This window comes from Methylocystis silviterrae, assembly GCF_013350005.1.
GTDB lineage: Bacteria > Pseudomonadota > Alphaproteobacteria > Rhizobiales > Beijerinckiaceae > Methylocystis > Methylocystis silviterrae.
Genome location: NZ_JABVWW010000003.1, coordinates 172,882 through 195,499 on the forward strand (window position 1 = coordinate 172,882; position 22,618 = coordinate 195,499).

The following is a 22,618-nucleotide window of genomic DNA, read 5'->3' on the forward strand; positions in this document are numbered from 1 at the left end:
GGCGATCACGTGTTCTGCGTCCCGATGAAACAACCGGACGCTGACCTGCGGGCGGGCGATAGCGGAACCCTCAAACGGCAAGCTTCACCTTGTGCTGCGCCACCGGGATCATGGCGCGAATTTTACGAATGCGTTCGACGTCCACATAGGACGATACGAGCCCCGGCCCTTCGGAAGCCTTGGCGACGACTTGGCCCCAAGGGTCGGCGATCAGAGAATTGCCGTATGTGAAGCGCGTCTCATGCCCGGCCTTATGCGCGCCCGTTTGCGCCGGCGCGCAGAGATAGGCCTGCATCTCGATCGCGCGCGCGCGGCACAGCACTTCCCAATGGTCCTTGCCGGTCACCAGCGTGAACGCCGCCGGCAGTGCGACGATATCCGCGCCCTTATCCGCGAGCGCCTGGAAGAGATATGAAAAGCGGAGGTCGTAACAGATCGCGCAGCCGACGGTGACGCCCTCGCAATCATAGGTGACGACGGAGTCGCCCGGCTTGAACGCGGCGCTCTCGTGATATTTCGCCCCGTCGGGCGCCGTGATGTCGAACATGTGAATCTTGCGGTAGCGCGCCACCTCCTTGCCCTCGCGGTTGAAGGCGACGCTGGTGTTGTGCAACCGCTCCTCGCCAGGCGCTTTTTCTAGAATCGACCCGGCGTGTATGAAGACCTTGTGCTCGCGCGCGAGCGCCTGGCACATTTGATAGGCGGGACCGCCCGGCAGCTCCTCGGCGGCGGCCATCTTCTCGGCGCGCGAGCCGCCGATGAAATCGAAGACCTCAGGAAGACAAATCCAGTCCGGACGCTCCTGAACAACGGCGCGCTCGATCAAAGCGCGGGCGTTGGCGAGGTTCAAGGCCTTATCGCCAACGGAATTCATCTGAACCAGAGTAACCTTCATCGACCGCCCGATTGTTTCGCCGTTGCTCCCGCGACTCACAGTCGCATCCTAACGAATAGCGCCGCTCGCTCATTATACGTCGCCGGCGCCGAAGGTATAGGTCGAATCGCGTTTAGCGCGACAACGTCGCCGATCGGTTGAGGTCGCGAAAGCCGGCGCGCAACGCTGCAATGCAAAATTCCACCATTTGCGCGCTCGTCGGCGTTGGGCGCTCGGCGCACTCCACCATCAGCCTCGGGTGGCAGTAGCGAATACAGGCGGCGTGCACCAGCCGCGCCGCGAGCTGCGCATCGCCCTCAGCAAATTCGCCGCTCTCCATGCCCGAGCGAATGACGTCCCCGAGCGCGGCGTCGATTCGCTCGATGTGATCCGAGATGATCGGCCAATTCTCGTCGAGCGCCGCTTCCACCATGTCGTGCAGCTTGCGGTCGGCGACGTAGCGCTCGGCGTTCATCGCCTCATTGGACAGGATGAGCGTGCGCAGCCGCTGCTCCGCCGAACCAGGCCCATGCGCGATGCTCTGCGCCGACTGTTCGACTTCGTTCATCAGATGGCGGGCGACAGCGGCGTTGATTTCCGATTTGGCGCCAAAGAAGCGATAGACGTTCGCCGGCGACATCCGCAATTCGCGGGCGATGTCGGCGACCGTGGTCTTTTGGAAGCCGATCTCGCGGAAGAGCCGCTCCGCGGTGGCGATGATTCTCGCGCGCTGCTCGGTCTCGCGCGCGTTCTGCGTGCTAGCCCCCACCACGCTCATTCGGCCGCTCCCCTCGCGAGCCCGTCGGCCAGAGTCTGGGCCCGCGCGCCCTTGGCTTCGGCCAATCCCTCGCCAAGATGACGGCGGAACCATGTCGCGTAAAGCGCCGGCAGGAACAGAACGGTGAGAAAAGTGGCGACAAACAGCCCGCCCATGATGGTCAGCGCCATCGGCCCCCAGAAGGCGGAGCCCGACAGGGGAATCATGGCGAGAATCGCCGCCAGCGCCGTCAGCGCGACGGGGCGCACGCGCCGAATCGTCGCGCCGATGATCGCCTCACGATATTTCTCGCCGCGCTCGAGGTCCTGTCGCACCTGATCGACGAGAATGATCGAATTGCGCATGTCCATGCCCGAGAGCGCGATGAGGCCAAGCAGCGCGACGAAGCCGAACGGCGCGTGAGCGACATTGAGCGCGAGCGATGCGCCGATGACGCCGAGCGGCGCGCTCATCATCACGAGCGCGACGCGCGTGAAGTTCTGGAGCTGGAACATCACGATCGTCAGCATGACGAGGCCGACGAGCGGAAAAACCGCAAAGATCGACGCGTTGCCCTTTTTCGATTCCTCGATCGCGCCGCCAATCTCGATGCGATAGCCCGGCGGAAGATGCTCGCGAATCTGGGCAAGCTGCGGCCAGATGCGCGTCGTCGCATCCGGCGCCTGCACGCCGTCCTTGACGCCCGAGCGCACCGTGATGCTCATGTCGCGATTGCGCCGCCAAAATATCGGCTCTTCGTGGTCGTAGACGATCTTCGCGACCTGCGAGACCGTCACCGCCTTGCCGTCGCGCGCATAGATCACCATGTCGCCGATCCTCGAGAGATCGCCGCGCTCCTGAGGAATGGCGCGCGCGACCACTTCGACCTGATCGATCCCGTCGCGCAACGTCGTGATCGTCACGCCGGAAATCGCCAGACGCAGCCTGTTCGACACATCCTGCGGCGTCAGCCCGAGAAGCCGCGCGCGATCCTGATCGATGACGAGGCGCACGCGCGGCGTCTGCTCGTTCCAGTTGAGATGCGGATCGTCGACGCCCTCGTCGCCGCGCATCACGTCGCGCACCTGATAGGCGATGGCGCGGACGGTCGCCGGATCGGAGCCGACCACGCGAAACTGCACGGGAAATCCCACCGGCGGTCCGTAATAGAAGCGATCGACGCGCGCGCGCGCTTGCGGCAAAGCGCCGTTGGCGATGGCGGTCTCGAGCTTCTTCTTCAAGCGCTCGCGCGCCTCGATGTCCTTGGCGACGATGACGATCTCGGAATAGGCTTCGTTCGGGAGCTGCGGATTGAGGCCGAGCCAGAACCGCGGCGGTCCCTGTCCGACATAGCTCGTGTAAAGGGCCGCGTCCGGATCGTCCTTGAGAAGCGTCTCGGCCTGTTTCGCGGCCTCGAGCGAAGCGCCGATGGACGAACCTTCGGGAAGGCGCAACTGGAGGAAGAGCTCCATGCGCTCTGCATAGGGGAAGAATTGCTTGGGAACGACGAAGAAACCGAAGACAGCGAGCGCGAAAACGCCGATCACGCCTGCGATCACAACGCCCCGATAGTCGACCGCCCAGGTGACGACGGCGCGTAGCCAGCGATAAAAGGGCGTCCGATAGATCTCGTCCGGATCGCGATGCGGATGCAGCTTGGCGAAATCGGGAAGCAGTTTCACGCCGAGATAGGGCGTGAACATCACCGCGACAAACCATGAGGCGATTAGCGCGACGAGCAATACCCAGAACATCGAACCCGTATATTCGCCGACTGCGGAATTAGCGAAGCCGACAGGCAGAAACCCCGCGGCGGTCACGAGCGTGCCGGTCAGCATCGGAAAGGCCGTCGACTCCCAGGCGAAGGTCGCAGCTTTGATCCGATTGAAGCCCTGCTCCATCTTCACCATCATCATCTCGACGGCGATGATCGCGTCATCGACGAGAAGGCCGAGCGCAATGATGAGCGCGCCAAGCGAGATGCGCTGGAGATCGATGCCGAGCGGCCCCATGAAGATGAAAACGATGGCGAGCACCAAAGGCACGGAGAGCGCGACGACGATGCCGGTCCGAAAGCCGAGCGAGACAAAGCTTACGCCGAGCACGATCACCAGAGCCTCGAGGAACGAACGCGTGAATTCGCCGATCGCCTCCTCGACGACCTTCGGCTGATCGGCGACCTGGTCGATGTCAATGCCGACCGGCGTCTTTTCGCGTATCTCCTGGACCGCTGCGCCGACGTTCTCGCCGAATTTGAGGACGTTGGCGCCCTTTCCCATAACGACGCCGACGACGATCGTCGGCTGGCCCTTAAAGCGCGCGAGAAAACTCGGCGGGTCCTCGAAGCCGGCGTAGACATTGGCGATATCGCCGAGGCGGATCACCTTGCCGTTCGCTTCGATCGGAATCGCGGCGATCGCGTCCGCGCCTTTAAGATCGCTCGTCACCTGAACCCGCACGCGGTTCGACGACGTCTCGAAAACGCCGGCGTCGTTGATGGCGTTCTGCTTGGCGAGCGAATCGAAGACAGCTTGAGGCAGGATCGCCAGGCTTGCGAGCTTCGCCTCGCTGAATTCGACAAAGATGCGGCGTCCCTGATCGCCGTAAACGTCGACTTTGATCACATCCTGCACGGCGAGTAGCCGTTGGCGTAGCGTCTGGACCACCTTGTCGAGGACATGATAGTCGGCGCCGTCGCCGGTCACCGCATACATCACCGTATCGACGTCGCCATATTCGTCATTTACTTGCGGGCCGCGCACGCCGGCCGGAAGCGTCGGCGCGATGTCGTCGAGCTTCTTGCGCAACTGATAGAAGAGCTGCGGCACGTCCTTTGGCGGAGTCGTGTCCTTGAAGGTCACCTGCATCGCCAGAAAGCCTGGCTTCGTATAGCTCTCGATCTTGTCGAGGAAGGGCAGCTCCTGAAGCTTCTTCTCCATCAGATCCGCGACCTGATCGCGTATCTCGGTGGCCGTCGCGCCTGGCCAGGAGGCCGTCACGACGGCGACCTTGATGGTGAATGACGGATCCTCGGCGCGTCCTAGCCGCATGTAGGAATAGACGCCGGTCAGACTGATCGCGATCATCAGAAACAGCATCAGCGTCGGCCGTTGAACGGCCCAGCGCGAAAGGTTTACGCCAGCCATGGCCGGACCCTCAAAGCGATTGCCGCGAGATCACGCGGACTTTTGTGTTGGGATCGAGCTTGTGGACGCCGAGGACGACGATGTTGTCGCCGTCCTTGACGCCGCCGGCGACAAGCGCGGCGTCAGCTTCGAGGCGCACCAATGTCACCGGAACGAGCTGCAAGTTCCCTTCGCCGTCAACTTTCCAAAGCGAGGGTCCAGCGCCCTGATTGTAGATCGCCGAGAGCGGCACGCTGACGACGGGCTGCGCGTCCGAAGCGGAAATGTGCAGCGTGGCGCTCATCCCCAGCGCGACGGCGGCATCCGGATTAAGGATTGAGAAGCGCGCCGCGAAGGTGCGCGTGACCGGATCGGCGGCGGGGCTCAGTTCGCGCAGCTTGGCGCGATACACGGCGCCGGGCTTCGACCAGAGCGTCAAACTCGCCTCGCCCTTTCCAGCGGCCGCGGCGAACGCCTCCGGCAGCGCGACGGCGGCTTCCAATTCGCCGGCATGGGCAATGCGCACGGCAGGCTGCCCCGCCGCGACCACTTGCCCCGGGTCGACCAGCGTCTGCGTGACGACGCCGTCCGCCCCGGCGCGCAGCGTGGCGTAGTCCAGCGCGTTGCGGGCGAGCTCGACCGCGCGTTCGGCCCGACGGAACCGCCCGCGCGCCTCCTCGCCGCCGGCGCGCGCCCGATCGAGCGCCGCCTGGGCGGTCCAGCCCTTGGCGCGCAGTTCGGCGGCGCGCCTTTCATCGGCGACGGCCTGAGTTTGCGCCACCCGCGCCGCGGTGAATTCGGCGTCGGACTGCTCCTTCTGCAGCCGCAGATCCTGCTCGTCGAGCGCCGCGATCGGGTCGCCAGCCTTCACCCGCTGACCAACTTCGACAAAGCGCTTGACCACCTTCCCGGCGATGCGAAAACCTTGGTCGGACTCGACCCTGGGGCGAATGGTGGCGACAAATTCGCGCGCCTGTGATTGCGCGGCGTAGCGCGCCGGCGCGACCAGCACCGGCCGCTCGTTTCGCTCGCTCTCTTGGGCGGCCTGTTCGCCCTTGCCGTCGCAGCCGGCGAGCGCCGCGGTCAGAACTGCAGCGAGCCCATAAAGACCCAAGCGATACCTGAGCATTGAACTTCGTCCCATTGACGCCAGAGAGCCGCGTCGAATTCTTTCTGACGATTTTCGATAATCGTCAGTCGTCAGCAATTGGTCAATAGGAAAGACAAATTTTGTTGAAGCGAAATCTTGTTCCAGGCGCTGGCTAAACCGGCTTGGCCCGCGACTGGACGCGCCCCAGCGCAGCCCCGACGCCTTGTCGCAAGGAAATGATTCTTCTATATGCGGCCTGCTCTTGCGGCGGGGTGAGCGCAACACAATCTTGGGAGAGCTAAGCGTGAAGGATCGCGCGGCGGGCTCATGGCGAGTCGCCGTCCTTCGCCTTTTGAACCGGACCGCTTCGGGGTTCGGCGTTCACCAGCGAAAGGAAACGATATGGGCAAAATTATCGGCATCGACCTCGGCACGACCAATTCCTGCGTGGCCGTCATGGAAGGGTCGAGCCCCAAGGTCATTGAAAACGCCGAAGGCGCCAGGACGACGCCTTCGATTGTCGCCTTCACCGATGACGGCGAGCGCCTCGTCGGCCAGCCCGCCAAACGTCAGGCGGTGACGAACCCCGACAAGACCTTCTTCGCCATCAAGCGGCTGATCGGCCGCACCTACGACGACCCGATGACCAAGAAGGACATGGGTCTCGTCCCCTACAAGATCGTCAAGGCGAATAATGGCGACGCCTGGGTCGAGGCCTCGGGCAAGCAATATTCGCCTTCGCAGATTTCCGCCTTCATTCTGCAAAAGATGAAGGAGACGGCCGAGGCCTTTCTCGGCCAGACGGTCACGCAAGCCGTCATCACCGTCCCCGCCTACTTCAACGACGCTCAGCGCCAAGCCACGAAGGACGCCGGCAAGATCGCCGGCCTCGAAGTGCTGCGCATCATCAACGAGCCCACGGCGGCGGCGCTCGCCTATGGCCTCGACAAGAAGCAGTCGGGCACGATCGCCGTTTATGACCTTGGCGGCGGCACGTTCGACGTGTCGATCCTGGAGATCGGCGACGGCGTCTTCGAGGTGAAGTCGACGAACGGCGACACGTTCCTCGGCGGCGAAGACTTCGATATGCGCCTCGTCGAATATCTCGCGAGCGAGTTCAAGAAAGAGCAGGGCATCGACCTCACGAAGGACAAGCTCGCCCTGCAGCGCCTCAAGGAGGCCGCCGAAAAGGCCAAGATCGAACTCTCGTCGGCGACGCAAACCGAAATCAATCTGCCGTACATCACCGCCGACGCCACCGGGCCCAAGCATCTGACGCTGAAGCTCACGCGCGCGAAATTCGAAGCGCTCGTCGACGATCTCATTCAGCGCACGGTGGAGCCCTGCCGGAAGGCGTTGAAGGACGCCGGACTCTCGGCGGCGGACATCGGCGAAGTGGTGCTTGTGGGCGGCATGACCCGTATGCCCAAAGTGCAGGAGGTCGTGAAGCAGTTCTTCGGCAAGGAGCCCCACAAGGGCGTCAATCCTGACGAAGTCGTCGCCATCGGCGCGGCGGTGCAGGCGGGCGTGCTGCAGGGCGACGTGAAGGACGTGCTGCTGCTCGACGTGACGCCGCTATCGCTGGGCATCGAGACGCTCGGCGGCGTGTTCACGCGCCTCATCGACCGGAACACGACGATCCCCACCAAGAAGAGCCAGGTGTTCTCGACGGCCGAAGACAATCAGACCGCCGTCACCATCCGGGTCTTCCAGGGCGAACGCGAGATGGCTGCGAACAACAAGCTGCTCGGCCAGTTCGACCTCGTCGGCATTCCGCCGGCGCCGCGCGGCATGCCGCAAGTGGAAGTGACCTTCGACATCGATGCGAACGGCATCGTCAATGTCACGGCGAAAGACAAGGCGACGAACAAGGAACAGCAGATCCGCATCCAGGCCTCTGGCGGCCTGAGCGACGCCGACATCGACAAAATGGTCAAAGACGCCGAGGAGCACGCCGCGGAAGACAAGATCCGCCGCGAACTTGTCGACGCCAAGAACCATGGCGAGGCCGCGATCCACGCTGCGGAGAAATCCGTCGCCGAATTCGGCGACAAGGTTTCGGCCGCGGATAAGAGCGCGATCGAAGCCGCCATCGCCGCGCTGAAGAGTGCGGTCGAAGGCGACGACGCCGACGCGATCAAAGCCAGGGCCAACGAATTGAGTCAGGCCTCGATGAAGCTCGGCGAGGCAATGTATAAGGCGCAGCAGGCGGAGGCTTCGGGGACCGGCGCATCCGAGGAGGAGCCCAAGGACGACGTGATCGACGCGGAGTTCAAGGACGTCGGCGACGACAAGAAGTAAGCCGGGACTGGCCATAGCCGCTCCGATGCGGTAGCGAAACGGGAACCCGGCGCGAATACGCCGGGTTTCCTCGCGTTCATGTGATTGCGGCCAGGCCCGCTGCGCACCATCAGAAATCAAGCATGTCCAAACGCGACTATTACGAAGTTCTGGGCGTCAGCCGCACGGTCACGGAAGTCGAACTGAAGATCGCCTTCCGCAAGGCGGCGATGCAGTGCCATCCCGATCGGCACCCTGGCGACAAGCAGGCGGAAGCGCGTTTCAAGGAATTGAACGAGGCCTATCAGTGTCTCTGCGACCAGCAGAAGCGCGCGGCCTATGACCGCTTCGGCCATGCCGCCTTTGAACAGGGCGGCGGCTTCGGCGGCGAGGGCTTCGGCGCCTCCATGGCCGACATTTTCGAGGATCTGTTCGGCGACGTCATGGGGCGGCGCAGCCGTTCGGGCGGCCGCGAGCGGGGCTCGGATCTGCGCTACAACATGGAGATCACCCTCGACGAGGCCTATCACGGCAAGGCCGCTTCACTGAAAATTCCGACCTCGGCGACTTGCGAGGCCTGCTCGGGAACAGGCGCGAAAAAGGGCTCAAAGCCCAAGACCTGCGCAACCTGCGGCGGCATGGGACGCGTGCGCGCCCAGCAGGGCTTTTTCGCGATCGAGCGCACCTGTCCGACCTGCCAGGGGCGCGGCGAGACGATCGAGAATCCCTGCCCCTCCTGCTCCGGGACGGGGCGCAAGACGATCGAACGCTCGCTGTCCGTCAATGTGCCGCCGGGCGTCGAGGACGGCACGCGCATCAGGCTCGCCGGCGAAGGCGAGGCGGGCCTGCGGGGCGGGCCGCCCGGCGACCTCTACATCTTCCTTTCGGTGAAGCCGCATCCGTTCTTCCAGCGCGATGGGGCGGATCTCTATTGCCGCGTGCCGATCTCGATGGTGCGTGCGGCGCTCGGCGGCGAGATCAAGGTCCATGCGCTCGACGGCTCCGAGGTGAAGCTGAAAATTCCAGAGGGCGCGCAGTCCGGACGCCAGCTCAAGGCCAAGGGCAAGGGCATGCCGGTGCTGCGCGGGCGCGACCAAGGCGACCTGCATGTGCAGATCAGCGTCGAGACGCCGCAAAAGCTGACCAAGCGCCAGAAGGAGCTCCTCGCCGAATTCGAGGAGGAGTCCTCGCTTGACACGCATCCCGAGGAGACGGGCTTTTTCGCGCGGATGAAGGATCTGTTCGGGGGGTAGGCGCCAGAAGGCTAAAAGACGCCACGTTGTTTTTGACGCGCGGCTCTCCTATCATCCGCCCAACGGCCCTCCGATCGCGGGGGCCGTTTGCGCGTTTCATCGCGCCGATCGGGAGGGGCGTCGTGCCGCACAGAACGCAGAAAGCCAGTGGGCGCGCGAGGCTCGTGGATAACGCGCGCTTCATCCGTCAATGGATTGAAAATCCGCGCCTCATCGGCGCCGTTTCGCCGTCCGGACGCGCGCTGGCCAAGACGATGGCCGGCTTCGTCGAACTGGATCGAGAGGGCCATATCGTCGAACTCGGTCCCGGCACCGGGCCGGTCACTCAGGCGCTGCTCGCCCGCGGCATCGCGCCCGAGCGCCTCGTCCTCGTCGAATATGAGAGCCGGTTCTGCCATCTGCTCTCCGAACGCTTCCCTGGCGTCACCATCGTACAGGGCGACGCCTATGGCCTCAAGGCGACTCTCGACGGCAAGGTGCCGGGGAAAATCGCCACCGTCGTCTCCAGCCTGCCGCTCCTGGTGCGGCCTGAGCGCGATCGCGTCGAGCTGTTGAATCAGGCCTTCGAACTGATGGGCGACGAGGGGCTCTTCATCCAATTCACTTACGGCCTGACCAAGTCGCCGATGCCCATGCACGCCAGCGGCGTCAACGGCGCATATGTCGGCAAGGGATCGCCGCCGGTCGTGCTCAACATCCCTCCTGCAAGAGTCTGGCGCTATCGCAAAGCGGGTTACGCCGGCTTCGCCGGAAAGCGCAAGGCGTGAAGCCGCAGGACCGACTGATCGTCGCGCTCGACGTCGAAAGCGTGGAAGAGGCGCGGGCGATGGTCGCGGCTTTGGGCGAGACGGTCTCCTTCTTCAAGGTCGGCATGGAGCTCGCCTATGCGCCGGGCGGCTTCGACTTCGCGCGTGAACTGAAGGCCGCGGGCAAGCGCGTATTTCTCGATCTGAAGCTTCATGACATCGGCGTCACCGTGGAGCGCGCGACGCGGCAGATCGCCCGGCTCGGCGTCGACTTTCTCACCATCCACGCCTTTCCCCAGACGATGGCGGCGGCTCGCGAAGGCGCCCCGGGCGGCGCGCTCAAGCTCCTCGCCGTGACGGTGATGACGTCCTATGACGACGCGGATCTGAAAGAAGCGGGCTACGCCTGCGGCGTCGCCGAACTCGTCGCGCGCCGCGCCAAACAATCCAAGGAGAAGGGCGTCGACGGCCTCATCCTGTCGCCGATGGAGGTAGCGTCCATAAGGCCGCTTGTGGGTTCGGACATGCTGCTGGTGACGCCGGGGGTGCGTCCGGAGGGCGCTGATGTCGGCGATCAGAAGCGGGTCATGACGCCGCGGCAAGCGGTCGCAGCCTCCGCCGACTATATCGTGGTCGGTCGGCCGATCACCCGCGCAGCGGATCCAGTAGCGGCCGCCGAGGCCATCGTCGGCGAGATGACCGGCGCCTGATCGAGGGTCCGTCGCATGCCCTACGACAACAACGCCGACCTGCCCGAAAATCTCCGACACATCCTTCCTGGGCACGCGCAGGACATCTATCGCGAAGCCTTCAACCACGCCTTCGACGCCCATCGCGGCGACCCGCGGCAGGAGGAGGCGGCGCACCGCATCGCCTGGGCTGCGGTCAAGCGAAGCTACGTCAAGACCGAGGCGGGCTGGGTGAGGCGATAGGAGGCTAGGAGGGCGCGCTGGCCTGCCTTGAGCGTGAGTGATAAAAAGCGGGCCTCGTCGAATCCTGACCCCGATTCGCCCATGCTCGCGATTGTCATCTCCGCCCTCGGGCTCTTCGTTTGGCTCTATCTGATCGCGCTTCGCGGCGGGTTCTGGCGGCTGACCGAACATGACCGGAACCTGGGCGGTCACGCCGCGGTCCCGGCGACCCATGTCGTGGCGATCGTTCCGGCCCGAAACGAAGCCGACGTCATCGAAAAAAGCCTGGCGTCGCTGTTCGCGCAACAGTTCCATGGCCGCTTCGACATTGTTCTGGTTGATGACGAGAGCGACGACGGCACCGCCGAGGCCGCCCGCCGCTGCGCGGCCGCCTGCGGCGCTTCGAGCCGCCTGACGATTCTCTCCTCGCGCGGACCTGATGCGGGCTGGACGGGAAAGCTCGCGGCGATGCAACGCGGGTTCGATCATGTGCGGAGCTTGCCGATCGACCCGGATTTCGTGCTGTTTTGCGACGCTGACATCGAATTTTCGCCGCATGTGCTCGCCCGCCTCGCTTCGGGCGCGACGGCGCACGGCGCCGTTCTCACCTCGCTCATGGTCAAACTTCGTTGCGAAAGCGTCGCGGAGCGCTGGCTCGTCCCCGCCTTCATTTTCTATTTTCAGAAGCTTTACCCGTTCCGCCACATCAATGATCCGGATCACCCGGCGGCGGGCGCCGCGGGAGGGGTCATGCTGCTGCGTCCGGAGGCGCTCGCGACCGCGGGCGGCCTGCGGGCCATTCGCGGCGCGCTGATCGACGATTGCGCGCTGGGCGCGCTGATGAAGGCGCAAGGGCCGATCTGGCTGGGCCTGACCGAAGACGTCCATAGCCTGCGCGCCTATCCGCGCCTTGCCGATATCTCCCGAATGGTCGTGCGCTCGGCCTACGCACAGCTCAGCTATTCCCCCTGGCGTCTCGTGGGCGCGGTCTTTGGCTTGGCGGCCGCCTATCTTGCGCCGCCCTATCTGGCGCTGTTCGGCGAATCGCCCGCACGCGAGACGGCGCTCGTCTCCTGGCTCCTGATGGCGCAGGCCTATATGCCGACGCTGCGCTTTTACGGCCTGTCGCGATGGCGCGCCTTTGCTTTGCCAGGCGTCGCGGCATGCTATACGTGGTTTACGGTTGAATCGGCTTGGCGGCACCTGAGCGGCCGCGGCGGCGAATGGAAAGGCCGCTATCAGGCGCCGCGCGCGCAAAAGGCGGCGCAGCGCTTCGAAACGCCCGGCGAGATCGAGGCGAACCGCCAAATCGAGGTGTAGGGCGCGCCAGCGCCGTGGAGCGGCAAGACGGCGTCATATGGATATTGCGCAGACGAGTTCGGGAAAGACCCATCGCGACGAGAATTTCCCCGTCGCCTCCTTTCTCATTGCGCCGCGGCATCGCGCGCCGATCCTCGCCTTCTATGACTTCGTTCGCGCCGCGGACGACATCGCCGACCACCCGACGCTTTCCCCGCAAGAGAAGCTGGATCTGCTGGACGCGCTTGACGCCGCCCTGATCGGAGACGCGGAAGAGGATGCGCCAGTGGCGCGCCGCCTGCGTGAAACTTGCCGGGAGCGGCGTCTCGATCCGCAGCACGCGCGCGACCTGATCACCGCCTTCAAGCGCGATGTCACGCAATTGCGCTATCGCGACTGGGACGATCTGATCGATTACTGCCGCTATTCGGCGATGCCGGTCGGACGCTTCGTCTGCGATCTCCATGGCGAGAATCCCGGCCGGGTCTGGCCGGCCAATGACGCGCTCTGCGCGGCGCTGCAAATCATCAATCACCTGCAGGATTGCGGCAAGGATTACCGCAACCTCGACCGGGTCTATCTGCCGCAGGATGCGCTCGCGGCGCATGGCGCGACCGTCGAGATGCTAGGACAGGAAAGCGCGCCGCCGCCGCTCCTGGCGACGATCCGCGACCTCAACGAAAAAACCGGACGTCTGCTCGCGCAGTCGCGTCCCTTCGCCGATCTGATCGACGATACGCGCCTCGCCATGGAGGTCGGCGCCATCCAGACATTGGCCGAACAGCTCGTTGCGCGCCTCGCGGGCGCCGACCCGCTTCGCGACAAGGTTCACGACGGCAAGTTCAGCTTTGCGCTGAAGGGGGCTGCGGGCGCGCTGGGCGCGCTTCTTCGCCGCATTTCACGTCCACGCCGCGCAGATTCCGAGGCCCTTCCAAATGCGCGCCCAAGGACGCGCCAATGACCATGGACGCGCTTGCCGATTCCACGACGCTGCGCACGCGCGCCATCGCGACCAGAAGCTCCTTCTATCTCGCGATGCGCATCCTCGATCCACCGCGGCGCGACGCGATGTTCGCCATTTACGCCTTCTGCCGCGCCGTTGACGACATCGCCGACGACGAGGGCGACCGCGCCGCGCGCCGCGCCGCGCTCGACCAGTGGCGCGCCGACCTCGATGAGCTATACGCCGGCCGCATCCGCGCGCGTGTGAGCTTTCTCTCTGAACCCGTCCGCCGCTTCCGACTCGAGCGCGCCGATTTCGAGTCGGTGATCGAGGGCATGGCCATGGACGTCGAGGAGGATATTTGCGCGCCGGACTGGGAAAAGCTTGAGCTCTATTGCGATCGCGTCGCGAGCGCCGTGGGACGGCTGTCGGTGCGCGCGTTCGGTCTCGCGGAGGATGAGCCGGGCGCCGAATGCGATTTGCCGACGGGTCCGAAACTGCTCGCCTACCACCTCGGGCGCGCGTTGCAGCTCACCAACATCTTGCGCGACCTCGACGAGGACGCCGCGCGGGGGCGGCTCTATTTGCCCCGCCAGGCGCTTGAGTCCGCGGGGGTCATGAGCTTCGCGCCGCACGCCGTGCTGTCGCATCCTTCGCTCGAAGAGGTGTGCGCGCCGGTCCTCAGCCGCGCCCGCGAACATTATGACCAGGCGGATCTGGTGATGGCGGGCTTGCCCAAGCGCGCGGTGAAGGCGCCCTATCTCATGGCCGCTGGCTATCGTTCGATCCTCGACAGTCTCGCCGCTCGCGGCTTTTCGGCGCCGCGCGCGCCGGTGCGGGCGTCCCGTCTCAAGCTCGTCAGCGCATTCCTGCGACACGCCTTCACGTGAGCGAAACGATTCATGTCGTCGGCGCGGGCCTCGCGGGGCTCGCCTGCGCGCTGCGTCTTGCCGGCGCCGGACGGCGCGTCGCGCTCTACGAAGCCGCGCGCATGGCCGGCGGACGCTGCCGCTCCTATTTCGACGCTTCGCTCGGCCTGACGATCGACAACGGCAATCATTTGCTGCTCTCCGGGAACACGGCGGCGCGGGATTATGCGACTCGCATCGGCGCGAGCGACGCGCTCGTTGGTCCCGACGAATGCGCCTTCGATTTTCTCGATGCGCGCACGGCCGAGCGCTGGACGCTGCGACCCAACGCTTCGCGCATTCCCTGGTGGGTGTTTGTCGCCGACCGCCGCGTTCCCGGCACGGGGCCGCTCGACTATCTCGACGCGGGAAAGCTTCTCTTCGCGAAGGACGGCGCGACCATCGGCGACACCATGCATTGCCATGGCCCGCTGTGGGAGAAGCTTTGGCGCCCGGTTCTGCTCTCCGCGCTGAACACCGAACCTGAAGAGGCGTCCGCCACGCTCGCGGGCGCCGTGCTGCGCGAAACGCTCGCGGCGGGCGGCGACGCCTGCCGCCCGATGGTCGCCAAAGGCGGCCTTGGCGACGCCTTCATCGAGCCGGCGCTGCGCACGCTTCGCGCCAAAGGCGTCGAGCCGCGCTTCGGCGTGCGTCTGCGCGAACTCTCTTTTGATGACTCTCGCGTCGCTGCGCTGCGTTTCGGCGATGCGGAAGTGACGCTGGAAAGAGGCGACGCGATCGTCCTAGCGACGCCGCCGTGGATCGCGCAGGAGCTTCTGCCCGGTCTTGTCGCGCCCGATGATTTTCGCGCGATCCTCAATGCGCATTTCAAGATCGCGCCGCCGCCGGGCCAACCCTTGCTTCTCGGCATGATCGGCACGCTCACCGAATGGCTGTTCGCCTTCGACGATCGACTCTCGGTGACGATCAGCGGCGCTGACCGGCTGATCGACGAGTCGCGCGAAGCGCTTGCGGAAAAAATCTGGGCGGAGGTCTCCGCCGCGACGGGCCTGCCGGCGGCGCTGCCGCCCTGGCAGATCGTGAAGGAGAAGCGCGCCACCTTCGCCGCGACGCCGGCGCAGGAGAAGCGCCGGCCTGATGCGAAGACGCGCTGGGACAATCTGTGGCTTGCCGGCGATTGGACGAAGACGGGCCTGCCCGCGACGATCGAGGGCTCGATACGATCAGGGGATAGAGCGGCGGAACTGGCGACGACGGCCAGTTGAACGTGACCCTTCGTGATGGCGTAAGTGAGGAAGCGCGCTTGCGCCTCATCAATGCGAAATTTACCGGCGGTCTTGCGCCGCGTTGATGCTTTGCGCCAGCCGGCTGTGACGGCGGCTGTAGAGAAAATAAATGGCGAGGCCGATCGCCATCCAGATCGCGAAGCGCTCCCACGCCACCGCCGGCAGGCGCGACAACAGCCAGAGCGAGAAGCCGACGCCGGCGAGCGGCGTGAAGGGGACGAAAGGCGCGCGAAAGCTGCGCTTCAAATCGGGCCGCGTGCGGCGTAACACGATGATCGCCGAACAGATGACGACGAATGCGGAGAGCGTGCCGATGTTCACCAGCTCCGCCACTTCCTTGATCGGATAGAGCGCGGCGACGAGCGCGGTCAGCGCGCCGGCGATCAGCGTCGGCCGATAGGGCGTGTGAAAGCGCGGATGCAGCTTGGCGAACCAGGCCGGCAGCAGACCGTCGCGGCTCATGGCGAACCAGATGCGGGCGCAGGCGAGCAGAAAGGCGAGCATGACGCTGGCGATGCCCGCCACCGCGGCAAGCGACACGACGAAAGCGACCCAGGGCAGGCCGAGCGACGCGAAAGCGGTCGCGACCGGCGCCGGATTGTCGAGCGTGTCGTAGCGCACGATTCCGGTGAGCACGAGCGACATGGCGATATAGAGCGTCAGCGCCACGACGAGCGACAGGAGAACGGCGCGCGGCACGTCGCGCTGCGGCGCGCGGGCTTCTTCGGCGACGGTCGTCAATGTGTCGTAGCCGAACACCGCGAAGAACACGACCGCCGCGCCCTGCGCCACGCCGGAAAAGCCGAAGGGCATGAAGGGCGTCCAATTCTCGACGCGCACATAGGGAAGGCCGGCGACGATCACCAGGAGCGCCGCGGCGATCTTGACGACCACCATCGCCGTGTTGAAGCGCGCGCCAAGCTCCACGCGCAGCGTCAACAGGAAGGCGACGCCAAGCGCGCCGAGCGCGGCGAAGAGGTCGATGACGCGATCGGGCCCGGTTCCCGGCGCGCCGCTCGCCCATTCGGGAAGCGCGACGCCGAATTGCGCGAGCAACGCTTGCAAATAGGCCGACCAGCCGATCGCCACCACGGCGACGACCAGCGCATATTCGAGCAGAAGGTCCCAGCCGATGATCCAGGCGGCGAGTTCGCCCAGCACCGCATAGGCATATGTGTAGGCGCTGCCGGCGACGGGAATCATGCCGGCGAATTCGGCGTAGGAGAGCGCCGCCGCGGCGCTGGCGACGCCGGCGATCAGGAAGGAGAGGGCGACGCCAGGCCCCGCCTGGGTCGCCGCCACCACGCCGGTCAGCACGAAAATGCCGACGCCGATGAGCCCACCAAGGCCGATGCCAGTGAGCTGCCAGACGCCGAGCACGCGACGAAATCCGCCCGGTCGGTCGGCTTCGGCTTGCAGCGATTCAATAGATTTGGCGCGCAGCAGCGAGGAGGAAAGCTTCATCAAAAAGGCCCGTCGGCGGGCGTGTCCGCCACGACGTCCATAGGCGATCCGGGCGGCGCTGTCATGGCCGCCGGGTCGTCATGCAGACGCAAAAAAGAGCGGCCAGTGGCCGCTCTTTCGTTTTGTCAGGCGGCCTATTTCTTGGCGGCCTCGAGATGCGTCAGCGCCTCTTCGGCGTGTTTCGTCGCGACGTCTGGGTGCTTCTGCTTGCCGTGGTCAATCGCCATTTCGAGATGCGAGATGCCCTGTTTGGTATGCTCGTTCGGCTTTTGCGCTTCGGCGGCCTTTGCGTGCTTCAAGCCTTCTTCAGCATGCATCGTCAGCGCCTCGGCCTTTCCCTGCTTGCCTTCGCTGATCGCCTGTTTGGTGTGGGTGATGGCTTCAGCCAGATGATCTTCGGCGTAGGCCAATCGGGGGGCGAAAAAGGCCGCGATGGATAGAGCCAGGGCGGTTGCAAAAATCCTGCGATTCATGGGGATCTCCTCGATGCTTCGCCGCATGACCGTAATATGGTCGCCTTCGCTCTGGTATCGAGGTCCTGTCCGGCATTCTCGACGTCGCGGCGCCATCACTGCCGGTCGGCGGCAAAAAGCTCGCAACTCTCGCCGAACTCCGCGAGGCCGCCCTCAAGAAACGAGGCGAGAAGCGGAACCCCGAGCAGATATGCCGACGTCGCGCCTTCGTGCCGGGCTCGCGCTTGCGCGACAGCTTCGCCCCATTCGCTGGCGGCGAAGTCGCCGCGTCCCACCCACATCAGCGCGACGAGCTCGACCTGCTCGTCGATGTCCATGGCTTCGATAAAGGAGGAAACCTCGTCGCGAATCGTGGGGAACGCGTCCTCCGTCAACACGCTGACGAAACCGTCGTCCGTGGCGTTCGACGCGTCCGCATCGATTCCCTCATCTTCGCTCTCAAGCTCACGGGCCTTGACGACGACGAAACAGACTTTGTCCGTATTGATGGTCGGCATTTCTTCCTCTCCGTAGGTTCTGAAAACGCGCTTGACCTTCACCCTTGTATTGAAAGGTCACCCTTTGCATATATTCCCCGAAGGCGAGATTTTTACCCGAGTCGACGCCGTATTTTGGAGCCGGAAATGCGTGTCGGCGCGCCCAAAGAAACCAAAGACAACGAATATCGGGTGGGCTTGACGCCGTCTTCGGTCGCCGAACTCGCCCATGCGGGACATGAAGTCTTCATCGAGCGCGGCGCAGGCGAGGGCGCGGGGCTGTCGGACTCAGATTACGCCGCAGCGGGCGCGACGCTCGTCGATGGTCCTGAAGCGCTCTTTGCCGCGGCGCAATTGATCGTCAAGGTGAAGGAGCCGCAGCGGCGCGAGATTGCTTACCTGCGGCCGGACCATGTGCTCTTCACTTATTTCCATCTCGCCGCGGACGCTGAGCTCACGCGCGAGCTGATGGCGAGCGGCGCCCATTGCATCGCTTATGAGACGGTCACGGCGCCCGGCGGCGGATTGCCGCTGCTCGCGCCGATGTCCGAAATCGCCGGCCGGCTCGCCCCGCAGATCGGGGCGCATTTTCTGGAAAAGCAGGCGGGCGGCCGCGGCGTTCTGCTCGCGGGCGCGCCGGGCGTGCCGCCAGCCGACGTTCTCGTTCTCGGCGCGGGCAGCGTCGGCGCGCAGGCGACGGCGATTGCGCTCGGCATGGGCGCAAGCGTGCTTGTCGCTGACCGCAACCCCGACGCGCTGCGGCGTCTCGAAACGCGTTTCGGTTTCGCGGCGCGCACCATTTATTCGACCCGCGCCGCGATCGCCGAATCCGTGAAGCGCGCCGATCTCGTCATCTGCGCGGCGCTCGCGCCAGGCGCCAAGGCGCCGATCCTGATCACGCGGGACATGCTGTCGACGATGAAGCGCGGCGCCGTGATCGTCGATGTCGCGATCGATCAGGGCGGCTGCTGCGAGACCTCACGGCCGACGAGCCATTCCGACCCGACCTATGTCGTTGACGGGGTCGTGCATTATTGCGTCACCAACATGCCCGGAGTTGCGCCGCGCTCGTCGACGTTCGCGCTCAACAACGCCACATTGCCTTTCGTGCTGGCGCTCGCCAACAAGGGCTGGCGTCGCGCCATCGAGGACGACCCGAATCTTCGCGCGGGGCTGGAAATTTCCGCCGGGCGCATTCTGTCGCCGCCCGTCGCCGCTGCGCATGGCCTGCCTCTGTCGCCGCAGCTCATGGCGCTGGACAGCGCCGGCGCCGCATAGCATCCTGCTGAATGACATCATCCATTCCGGTCCATGCGACTTTTTCGCGCAATCCATGCTGGAGAGCGTTGGCTCCAGCGCGTGCTTCGGCATTGCATTGTAATAATTCGCGCTTATGTCGCCCGGGCGCACCTCTCGCGCCAGGCCGGCGGAGCTTTTCTCATCAGCGCGCAATTGTTAGACCAGAGCGACGCGGCCTTTGCGGAGCGGCGCCCCCCATCATTCGAAAAACAGACAGGTTTAGGGCATGAGCGCGAACCAGGACCAGGATCCCGCCGCCAACCGGAAAAGAGGGGCCACGGCGGAAAAGGTCTCCGCGCTCGGCAAGTCCGAAACGCCGGTGAAGCCGTCCCACAAGGCCAAGAACAAGGCCAAGAAAAAGACTGCGGCGAAAAAGCCTTCCGTGCCCAGCGCTCCGCAAACGGCCGCGCCCGCGACGCCCAAGGGCGCCGGAGCTCCCGCGCCGATCGCCAATCTGGAGACATTCGCCCGGTTTGATATCGAAGCGATCGCCGACAACATGGCGCAGCTCGTGGACGAGGGCCGCAAGGCGCTGGCCGCGGCGATCGGCGGCGCCAATCCCGACGAAACGCGAAGCGAACTCGCCGCGAGCGTCGCCGACGCCACCAAGACTCTCGGCGCCGTCGCCGAATATTGGCTGTCGAAGCCCGACCGCGCCGCCGTCGCCCAGGCCGATCTATACAGCGGGTTGAGCGAGATTTGGCGGCAGACGCTTCGCCGCTACGGCGGCGAGAATGTCGCTCCGATTGTCCCCTCGGATCTCTCCGACAAGCGCTTCTCGGGGCCTGAATGGAACGAGAATCCGTTCTTCGACTGGCTGCGGCAATCCTATCTGCTTGCGTCGCGCTGGGCTGGCGACATGGTTGAGAGCGCCGAGGGTCTCGACCCGCAGACAAAGGCCAGGGCCGTCTTTTATACGCGGCTGATTTCGAGCGCGATCTCGCCTTCCAATTTCGTCCCGACCAATCCCGAGTTGTTGCGCGCCACGATGGACGCCAAGGGCGAGAATCTGGTCCGCGGCTTGAAAATGCTCGCGGAAGACATTTCCGCGGGCGGCGGCGTGTTGAAAATTCGCCAGAGCGCGGATCGGAAATTCGAACTGGGCGTCGATCTGGCGAATACGCCCGGCAAGGTGATCTGGCGCAATGACGTGATGGAGCTCATTCAATATGAGCCGACGACGTCGGAAGTTTATGCGCGGCCGCTGCTCATCACGCCGCCCTGGATCAACAAATTCTATGTGCTCGATCTCAACCCCGAGAAAAGTTTCGTGCGCTGGGCGGTTGAGCAGGGCTTCACGGTCTTCATCATCTCCTGGGTCAATCCCGACGAGACCAAGGCCACAAAGGGGTTCGAGGCCTATATGCACGAGGGCGTGCTGACCGCGCTCGACGTGATCGAGAAGGCGACGGGCGAACGCAAGGTCACGGCGGCGGGCTATTGCGTCGGCGGCACGCTGCTCGCGCTGACGCTCGCCTATATGGCTGCGACCGGCAACGATCGCATTGACAGCGTCACCTTCTTTGCGACGCAGGTGGATTTTTCGGACGCCGGCGATCTGCAGATTTTCGTCGATGAGGCGCGCCTCGCGGCGCTCGACGAAAGCATGGCGCGCACCGGCTATCTCGAAGGCTACAAGATGGCCAACGCCTTCAATATGCTGCGGCCGAACGAACTCATCTGGAATTATGTCGTCAACAATTACATGAAAGGGGTCGAGCCCGCCGCTTTCGATCTCTTGTATTGGAATTCCGATTCGACGCGCATTCCGCGGGCCAATCACTCCTTCTACCTGCGCAGCTGCTATCTCGAAAATCGTCTGGCGCGCGGCGAGATGGTCATCGACGGCGTTCGGCTCAATTTGCGTCAGGTGAAGGCGCCGGTCTTTGAGATCGCGACGAGGGAGGATCATATCGCGCCGGCGCAATCCGTGTTTCGCGGCGCGAGGTTTTTCGGCGGCGAGGTGACCTTCGTGCTCGGCGGCTCGGGCCATATCGCGGGGATCATCAACCCGCCCTCCAAAGACAAATATCAATATTGGACGGGCGGCCCCCCGAAGGGCGCTTTCGAGGACTGGATCAAGAAGGCAAAGGAAACCAAGGGCTCTTGGTGGCCGCACTGGCTGGCCTGGGTGACGGCGCAGGCGCCCAAGAAAGTCCCCGCGCGCCAGCCCGGCGGCGGCAAGCTCAAGATCATCTGCGACGCGCCCGGGGAATATGTGCGGGTAAAAGGATAGGCGGCAGGTTGGATCCGGCAGGGTCGCAGCGCGAAACGTGACGCCGCGGCGCAGCCGTTAGTGCGCGCGCCGTCTCACCGTGTCCATAGACACAGCGAGCCCGCGACAACCGATGAGGTCATCCTAGAGCCTCACCCGGGAAGAACCCCGATTCGCTCAAAGAACCAGTAGACCCCCGCAATCGCAATCAGCGCCGAGGCCACGTAGACGAGCTTTTCGCTGCGCTTGCCGCCTGTCTGCTTGTCGATGAAGAACAGGATCGGCATGACCGCGAAGACGATGGCGATCTGGCCAAGTTCGACGCCGATGTTGAAAGCGGCGAGCGCCGGCACGACGCCGCCCTGCGGCACGCCCATTTCGGTCAACGCCGAGGCGAAGCCGAAGCCATGGATGAAGCCGAATAAGAAAGTGTTGCGCCACCGGTTGTCGACATCGCGCGAGAAATAGTTCTCCACCGCGACGAAAACGATCGAAGCGGCGATCAGCGCTTCGACCAAGGTCGAGGGAAGCGTGAAGATGTTGAGCGCCGCCAGCGACAGCGTGATCGAATGCGAAATGGTGAAGGCGGTGACGATCTTCACGACCGGCCAAATGCGCGTAGCCCACAGAATGAGGGCGAATAAAAAGCACAGATGATCGTAGCCGGTGACGATGTGTTCGACGCCGGCTTTGAGAAACTTCCACATCAGCTGTGCGGTTGTTTCCATCGGCTTTGACAGATCGAGCGGGGGATCGTCCGGGTAGAGCATGGTCTGGCCGGCGTTTTCGCTTCCCTCGAGCGTGACCAGATGCTTCCCCTTTGCGCCCTGCGCTGCGAGGAGCTTCGTCGCGTCATAGAAGAGCGTGCCGGTCGTTGCGCCGCAGTCGAAGCGCACGACGATCAGCGCGCTGTCCTGGTTAGTGGGGTCTTCGCCGGATTTTTCGACATTGGCGATGCAGGCTCGGCCTGTCGCATCGCGCATGGCGACACGCTTTTGGACAAATTTGCCGATTTCCGCTTCGAGCGCGCCGGGCGCCGAGAGGTCGACGCTGGTCCGTTCGCCCATCGTGTCCTGAAACATGCGCTCAAGATCGGTGGCGAGAAAGCCGACCTCGACGGAATAGGTTCGATTGTCCTTGGGAAGGATTTTGCCTGTCGAAATATCGGGCGTATGGGCCATAGCCGGAGCCGCGAGGCCGACGCAAAACAAGATTACGGCGGCAACTATCCTGAAAACCCCGGTCATACGCGCTCCCT

19 protein-coding genes are annotated in these 22,618 nt (G+C 64.4%); 11 read left to right on the forward strand and 8 right to left on the reverse strand.

All coding sequences use genetic code 11. The features are described from left to right. Positions 1–70: 70 nt before the first annotated feature. The 4 genes from HUN39_RS04420 to HUN39_RS04435 form a co-directional block, all read right to left on the reverse strand. Positions 71–895 carry a carbon-nitrogen hydrolase family protein gene (locus tag HUN39_RS04420; RefSeq protein WP_175093281.1) on the reverse strand — a complete coding sequence of 275 codons (825 nt, stop codon included), beginning with the start codon at positions 893–895 and terminating at the stop codon, positions 71–73. Between the two features lie 112 nt (positions 896–1,007). After that, on the reverse strand, positions 1,008–1,652 hold the full coding sequence (locus HUN39_RS04425; RefSeq protein WP_175093282.1) for a TetR/AcrR family transcriptional regulator: 645 nt from the start codon (positions 1,650–1,652) through the stop codon (positions 1,008–1,010). Then, positions 1,649–4,777, reverse strand: a complete 3,129-nt coding sequence (locus HUN39_RS04430; protein WP_175093283.1) for an efflux RND transporter permease subunit — start codon at positions 4,775–4,777, stop codon at positions 1,649–1,651. Before HUN39_RS04430 ends, HUN39_RS04425 begins: the two co-directional genes overlap by 4 nt. A 10-nt stretch (positions 4,778–4,787) precedes the next feature. Beyond that, complete coding sequence (locus HUN39_RS04435) at positions 4,788–5,885, reverse strand: efflux RND transporter periplasmic adaptor subunit (RefSeq protein ID WP_175093284.1); 1,098 nt, start codon at positions 5,883–5,885, stop codon at positions 4,788–4,790. Positions 5,886–6,248: 363 nt separating this feature from the next. On the opposite strand from HUN39_RS04435, the gene dnaK reads away from it, so the two are divergent. The 9 genes from dnaK to hpnE all read left to right on the forward strand — a co-directional run bounded on the left by dnaK (position 6,249) and on the right by hpnE (position 15,412). After that, complete coding sequence (gene dnaK, locus HUN39_RS04440) at positions 6,249–8,147, forward strand: molecular chaperone DnaK (protein WP_175093285.1); 1,899 nt, start codon at positions 6,249–6,251, stop codon at positions 8,145–8,147. A gap of 122 nt (positions 8,148–8,269) precedes the next feature. Beyond that, the gene (dnaJ, locus tag HUN39_RS04445) at positions 8,270–9,379 is read left to right on the forward strand and encodes a molecular chaperone DnaJ (protein ID WP_175093286.1); all 1,110 of its coding nucleotides are present in this window, start codon (positions 8,270–8,272) and stop codon (positions 9,377–9,379) included. Positions 9,380–9,501: 122 nt separating this feature from the next. Further along, complete coding sequence (locus HUN39_RS04450; protein ID WP_123177123.1) at positions 9,502–10,146, forward strand: class I SAM-dependent methyltransferase; 645 nt, start codon at positions 9,502–9,504, stop codon at positions 10,144–10,146. Next, entirely contained in the window at positions 10,143–10,835 is a 693-nt protein-coding gene (gene pyrF / locus HUN39_RS04455) for an orotidine-5'-phosphate decarboxylase (RefSeq protein ID WP_175093287.1), read from the forward strand. Before HUN39_RS04450 ends, pyrF begins: the two co-directional genes overlap by 4 nt. Before the next feature lie 15 nt (positions 10,836–10,850). Continuing rightward, positions 10,851–11,057, forward strand: coding sequence for a ChaB family protein (locus tag HUN39_RS04460; RefSeq protein ID WP_175093288.1), 207 nt, complete (start codon positions 10,851–10,853; stop codon positions 11,055–11,057). Between the two features lie 81 nt (positions 11,058–11,138). Continuing rightward, the gene (locus HUN39_RS04465; RefSeq protein ID WP_175093289.1) at positions 11,139–12,356 is read left to right on the forward strand and encodes a glycosyltransferase; all 1,218 of its coding nucleotides are present in this window, start codon (positions 11,139–11,141) and stop codon (positions 12,354–12,356) included. 37 nt (positions 12,357–12,393) lie between these two features. Next, entirely contained in the window at positions 12,394–13,296 is a 903-nt protein-coding gene (gene hpnC, locus HUN39_RS04470) for a squalene synthase HpnC (RefSeq protein WP_175093290.1), read from the forward strand. Beyond that, the gene (gene hpnD / locus HUN39_RS04475) at positions 13,293–14,168 is read left to right on the forward strand and encodes a presqualene diphosphate synthase HpnD (protein ID WP_175093291.1); all 876 of its coding nucleotides are present in this window, start codon (positions 13,293–13,295) and stop codon (positions 14,166–14,168) included. Before hpnC ends, hpnD begins: the two co-directional genes overlap by 4 nt. Continuing rightward, on the forward strand, positions 14,165–15,412 hold the full coding sequence (hpnE, locus tag HUN39_RS04480; protein WP_175093292.1) for a hydroxysqualene dehydroxylase HpnE: 1,248 nt from the start codon (positions 14,165–14,167) through the stop codon (positions 15,410–15,412). Before hpnD ends, hpnE begins: the two co-directional genes overlap by 4 nt. 60 nt (positions 15,413–15,472) lie before the next feature. Here hpnE and HUN39_RS04485 read toward each other — a convergent pair whose 3' ends face one another. From HUN39_RS04485 to HUN39_RS04495, 3 genes are all read right to left on the reverse strand, one after another. Further along, complete coding sequence (locus HUN39_RS04485) at positions 15,473–16,897, reverse strand: amino acid permease (RefSeq protein ID WP_175093293.1); 1,425 nt, start codon at positions 16,895–16,897, stop codon at positions 15,473–15,475. Between the two features lie 134 nt (positions 16,898–17,031). Continuing rightward, positions 17,032–17,370, reverse strand: coding sequence for a small metal-binding protein SmbP (smbP, locus tag HUN39_RS04490; RefSeq protein ID WP_175093294.1), 339 nt, complete (start codon positions 17,368–17,370; stop codon positions 17,032–17,034). 95 nt (positions 17,371–17,465) lie between these two features. After that, positions 17,466–17,867, reverse strand: a complete 402-nt coding sequence (locus tag HUN39_RS04495) for a DUF3775 domain-containing protein (RefSeq protein WP_175093295.1) — start codon at positions 17,865–17,867, stop codon at positions 17,466–17,468. 126 nt (positions 17,868–17,993) lie between these two features. Between HUN39_RS04495 and ald the strand changes: the two genes are divergently transcribed. After that, the gene (gene ald / locus HUN39_RS04500; RefSeq protein WP_175093296.1) at positions 17,994–19,124 is read left to right on the forward strand and encodes an alanine dehydrogenase; all 1,131 of its coding nucleotides are present in this window, start codon (positions 17,994–17,996) and stop codon (positions 19,122–19,124) included. 247 nt (positions 19,125–19,371) lie between these two features. Then, the gene (phaC, locus tag HUN39_RS04505; protein WP_175093297.1) at positions 19,372–21,381 is read left to right on the forward strand and encodes a class I poly(R)-hydroxyalkanoic acid synthase; all 2,010 of its coding nucleotides are present in this window, start codon (positions 19,372–19,374) and stop codon (positions 21,379–21,381) included. A 131-nt stretch (positions 21,382–21,512) separates the two neighbouring features. Here the strand turns inward: phaC and HUN39_RS04510 are convergent, their stop codons facing one another. Beyond that, positions 21,513–22,607, reverse strand: coding sequence for a HupE/UreJ family protein (locus tag HUN39_RS04510; protein ID WP_175093298.1), 1,095 nt, complete (start codon positions 22,605–22,607; stop codon positions 21,513–21,515). Positions 22,608–22,618 lie beyond the last annotated feature (11 nt).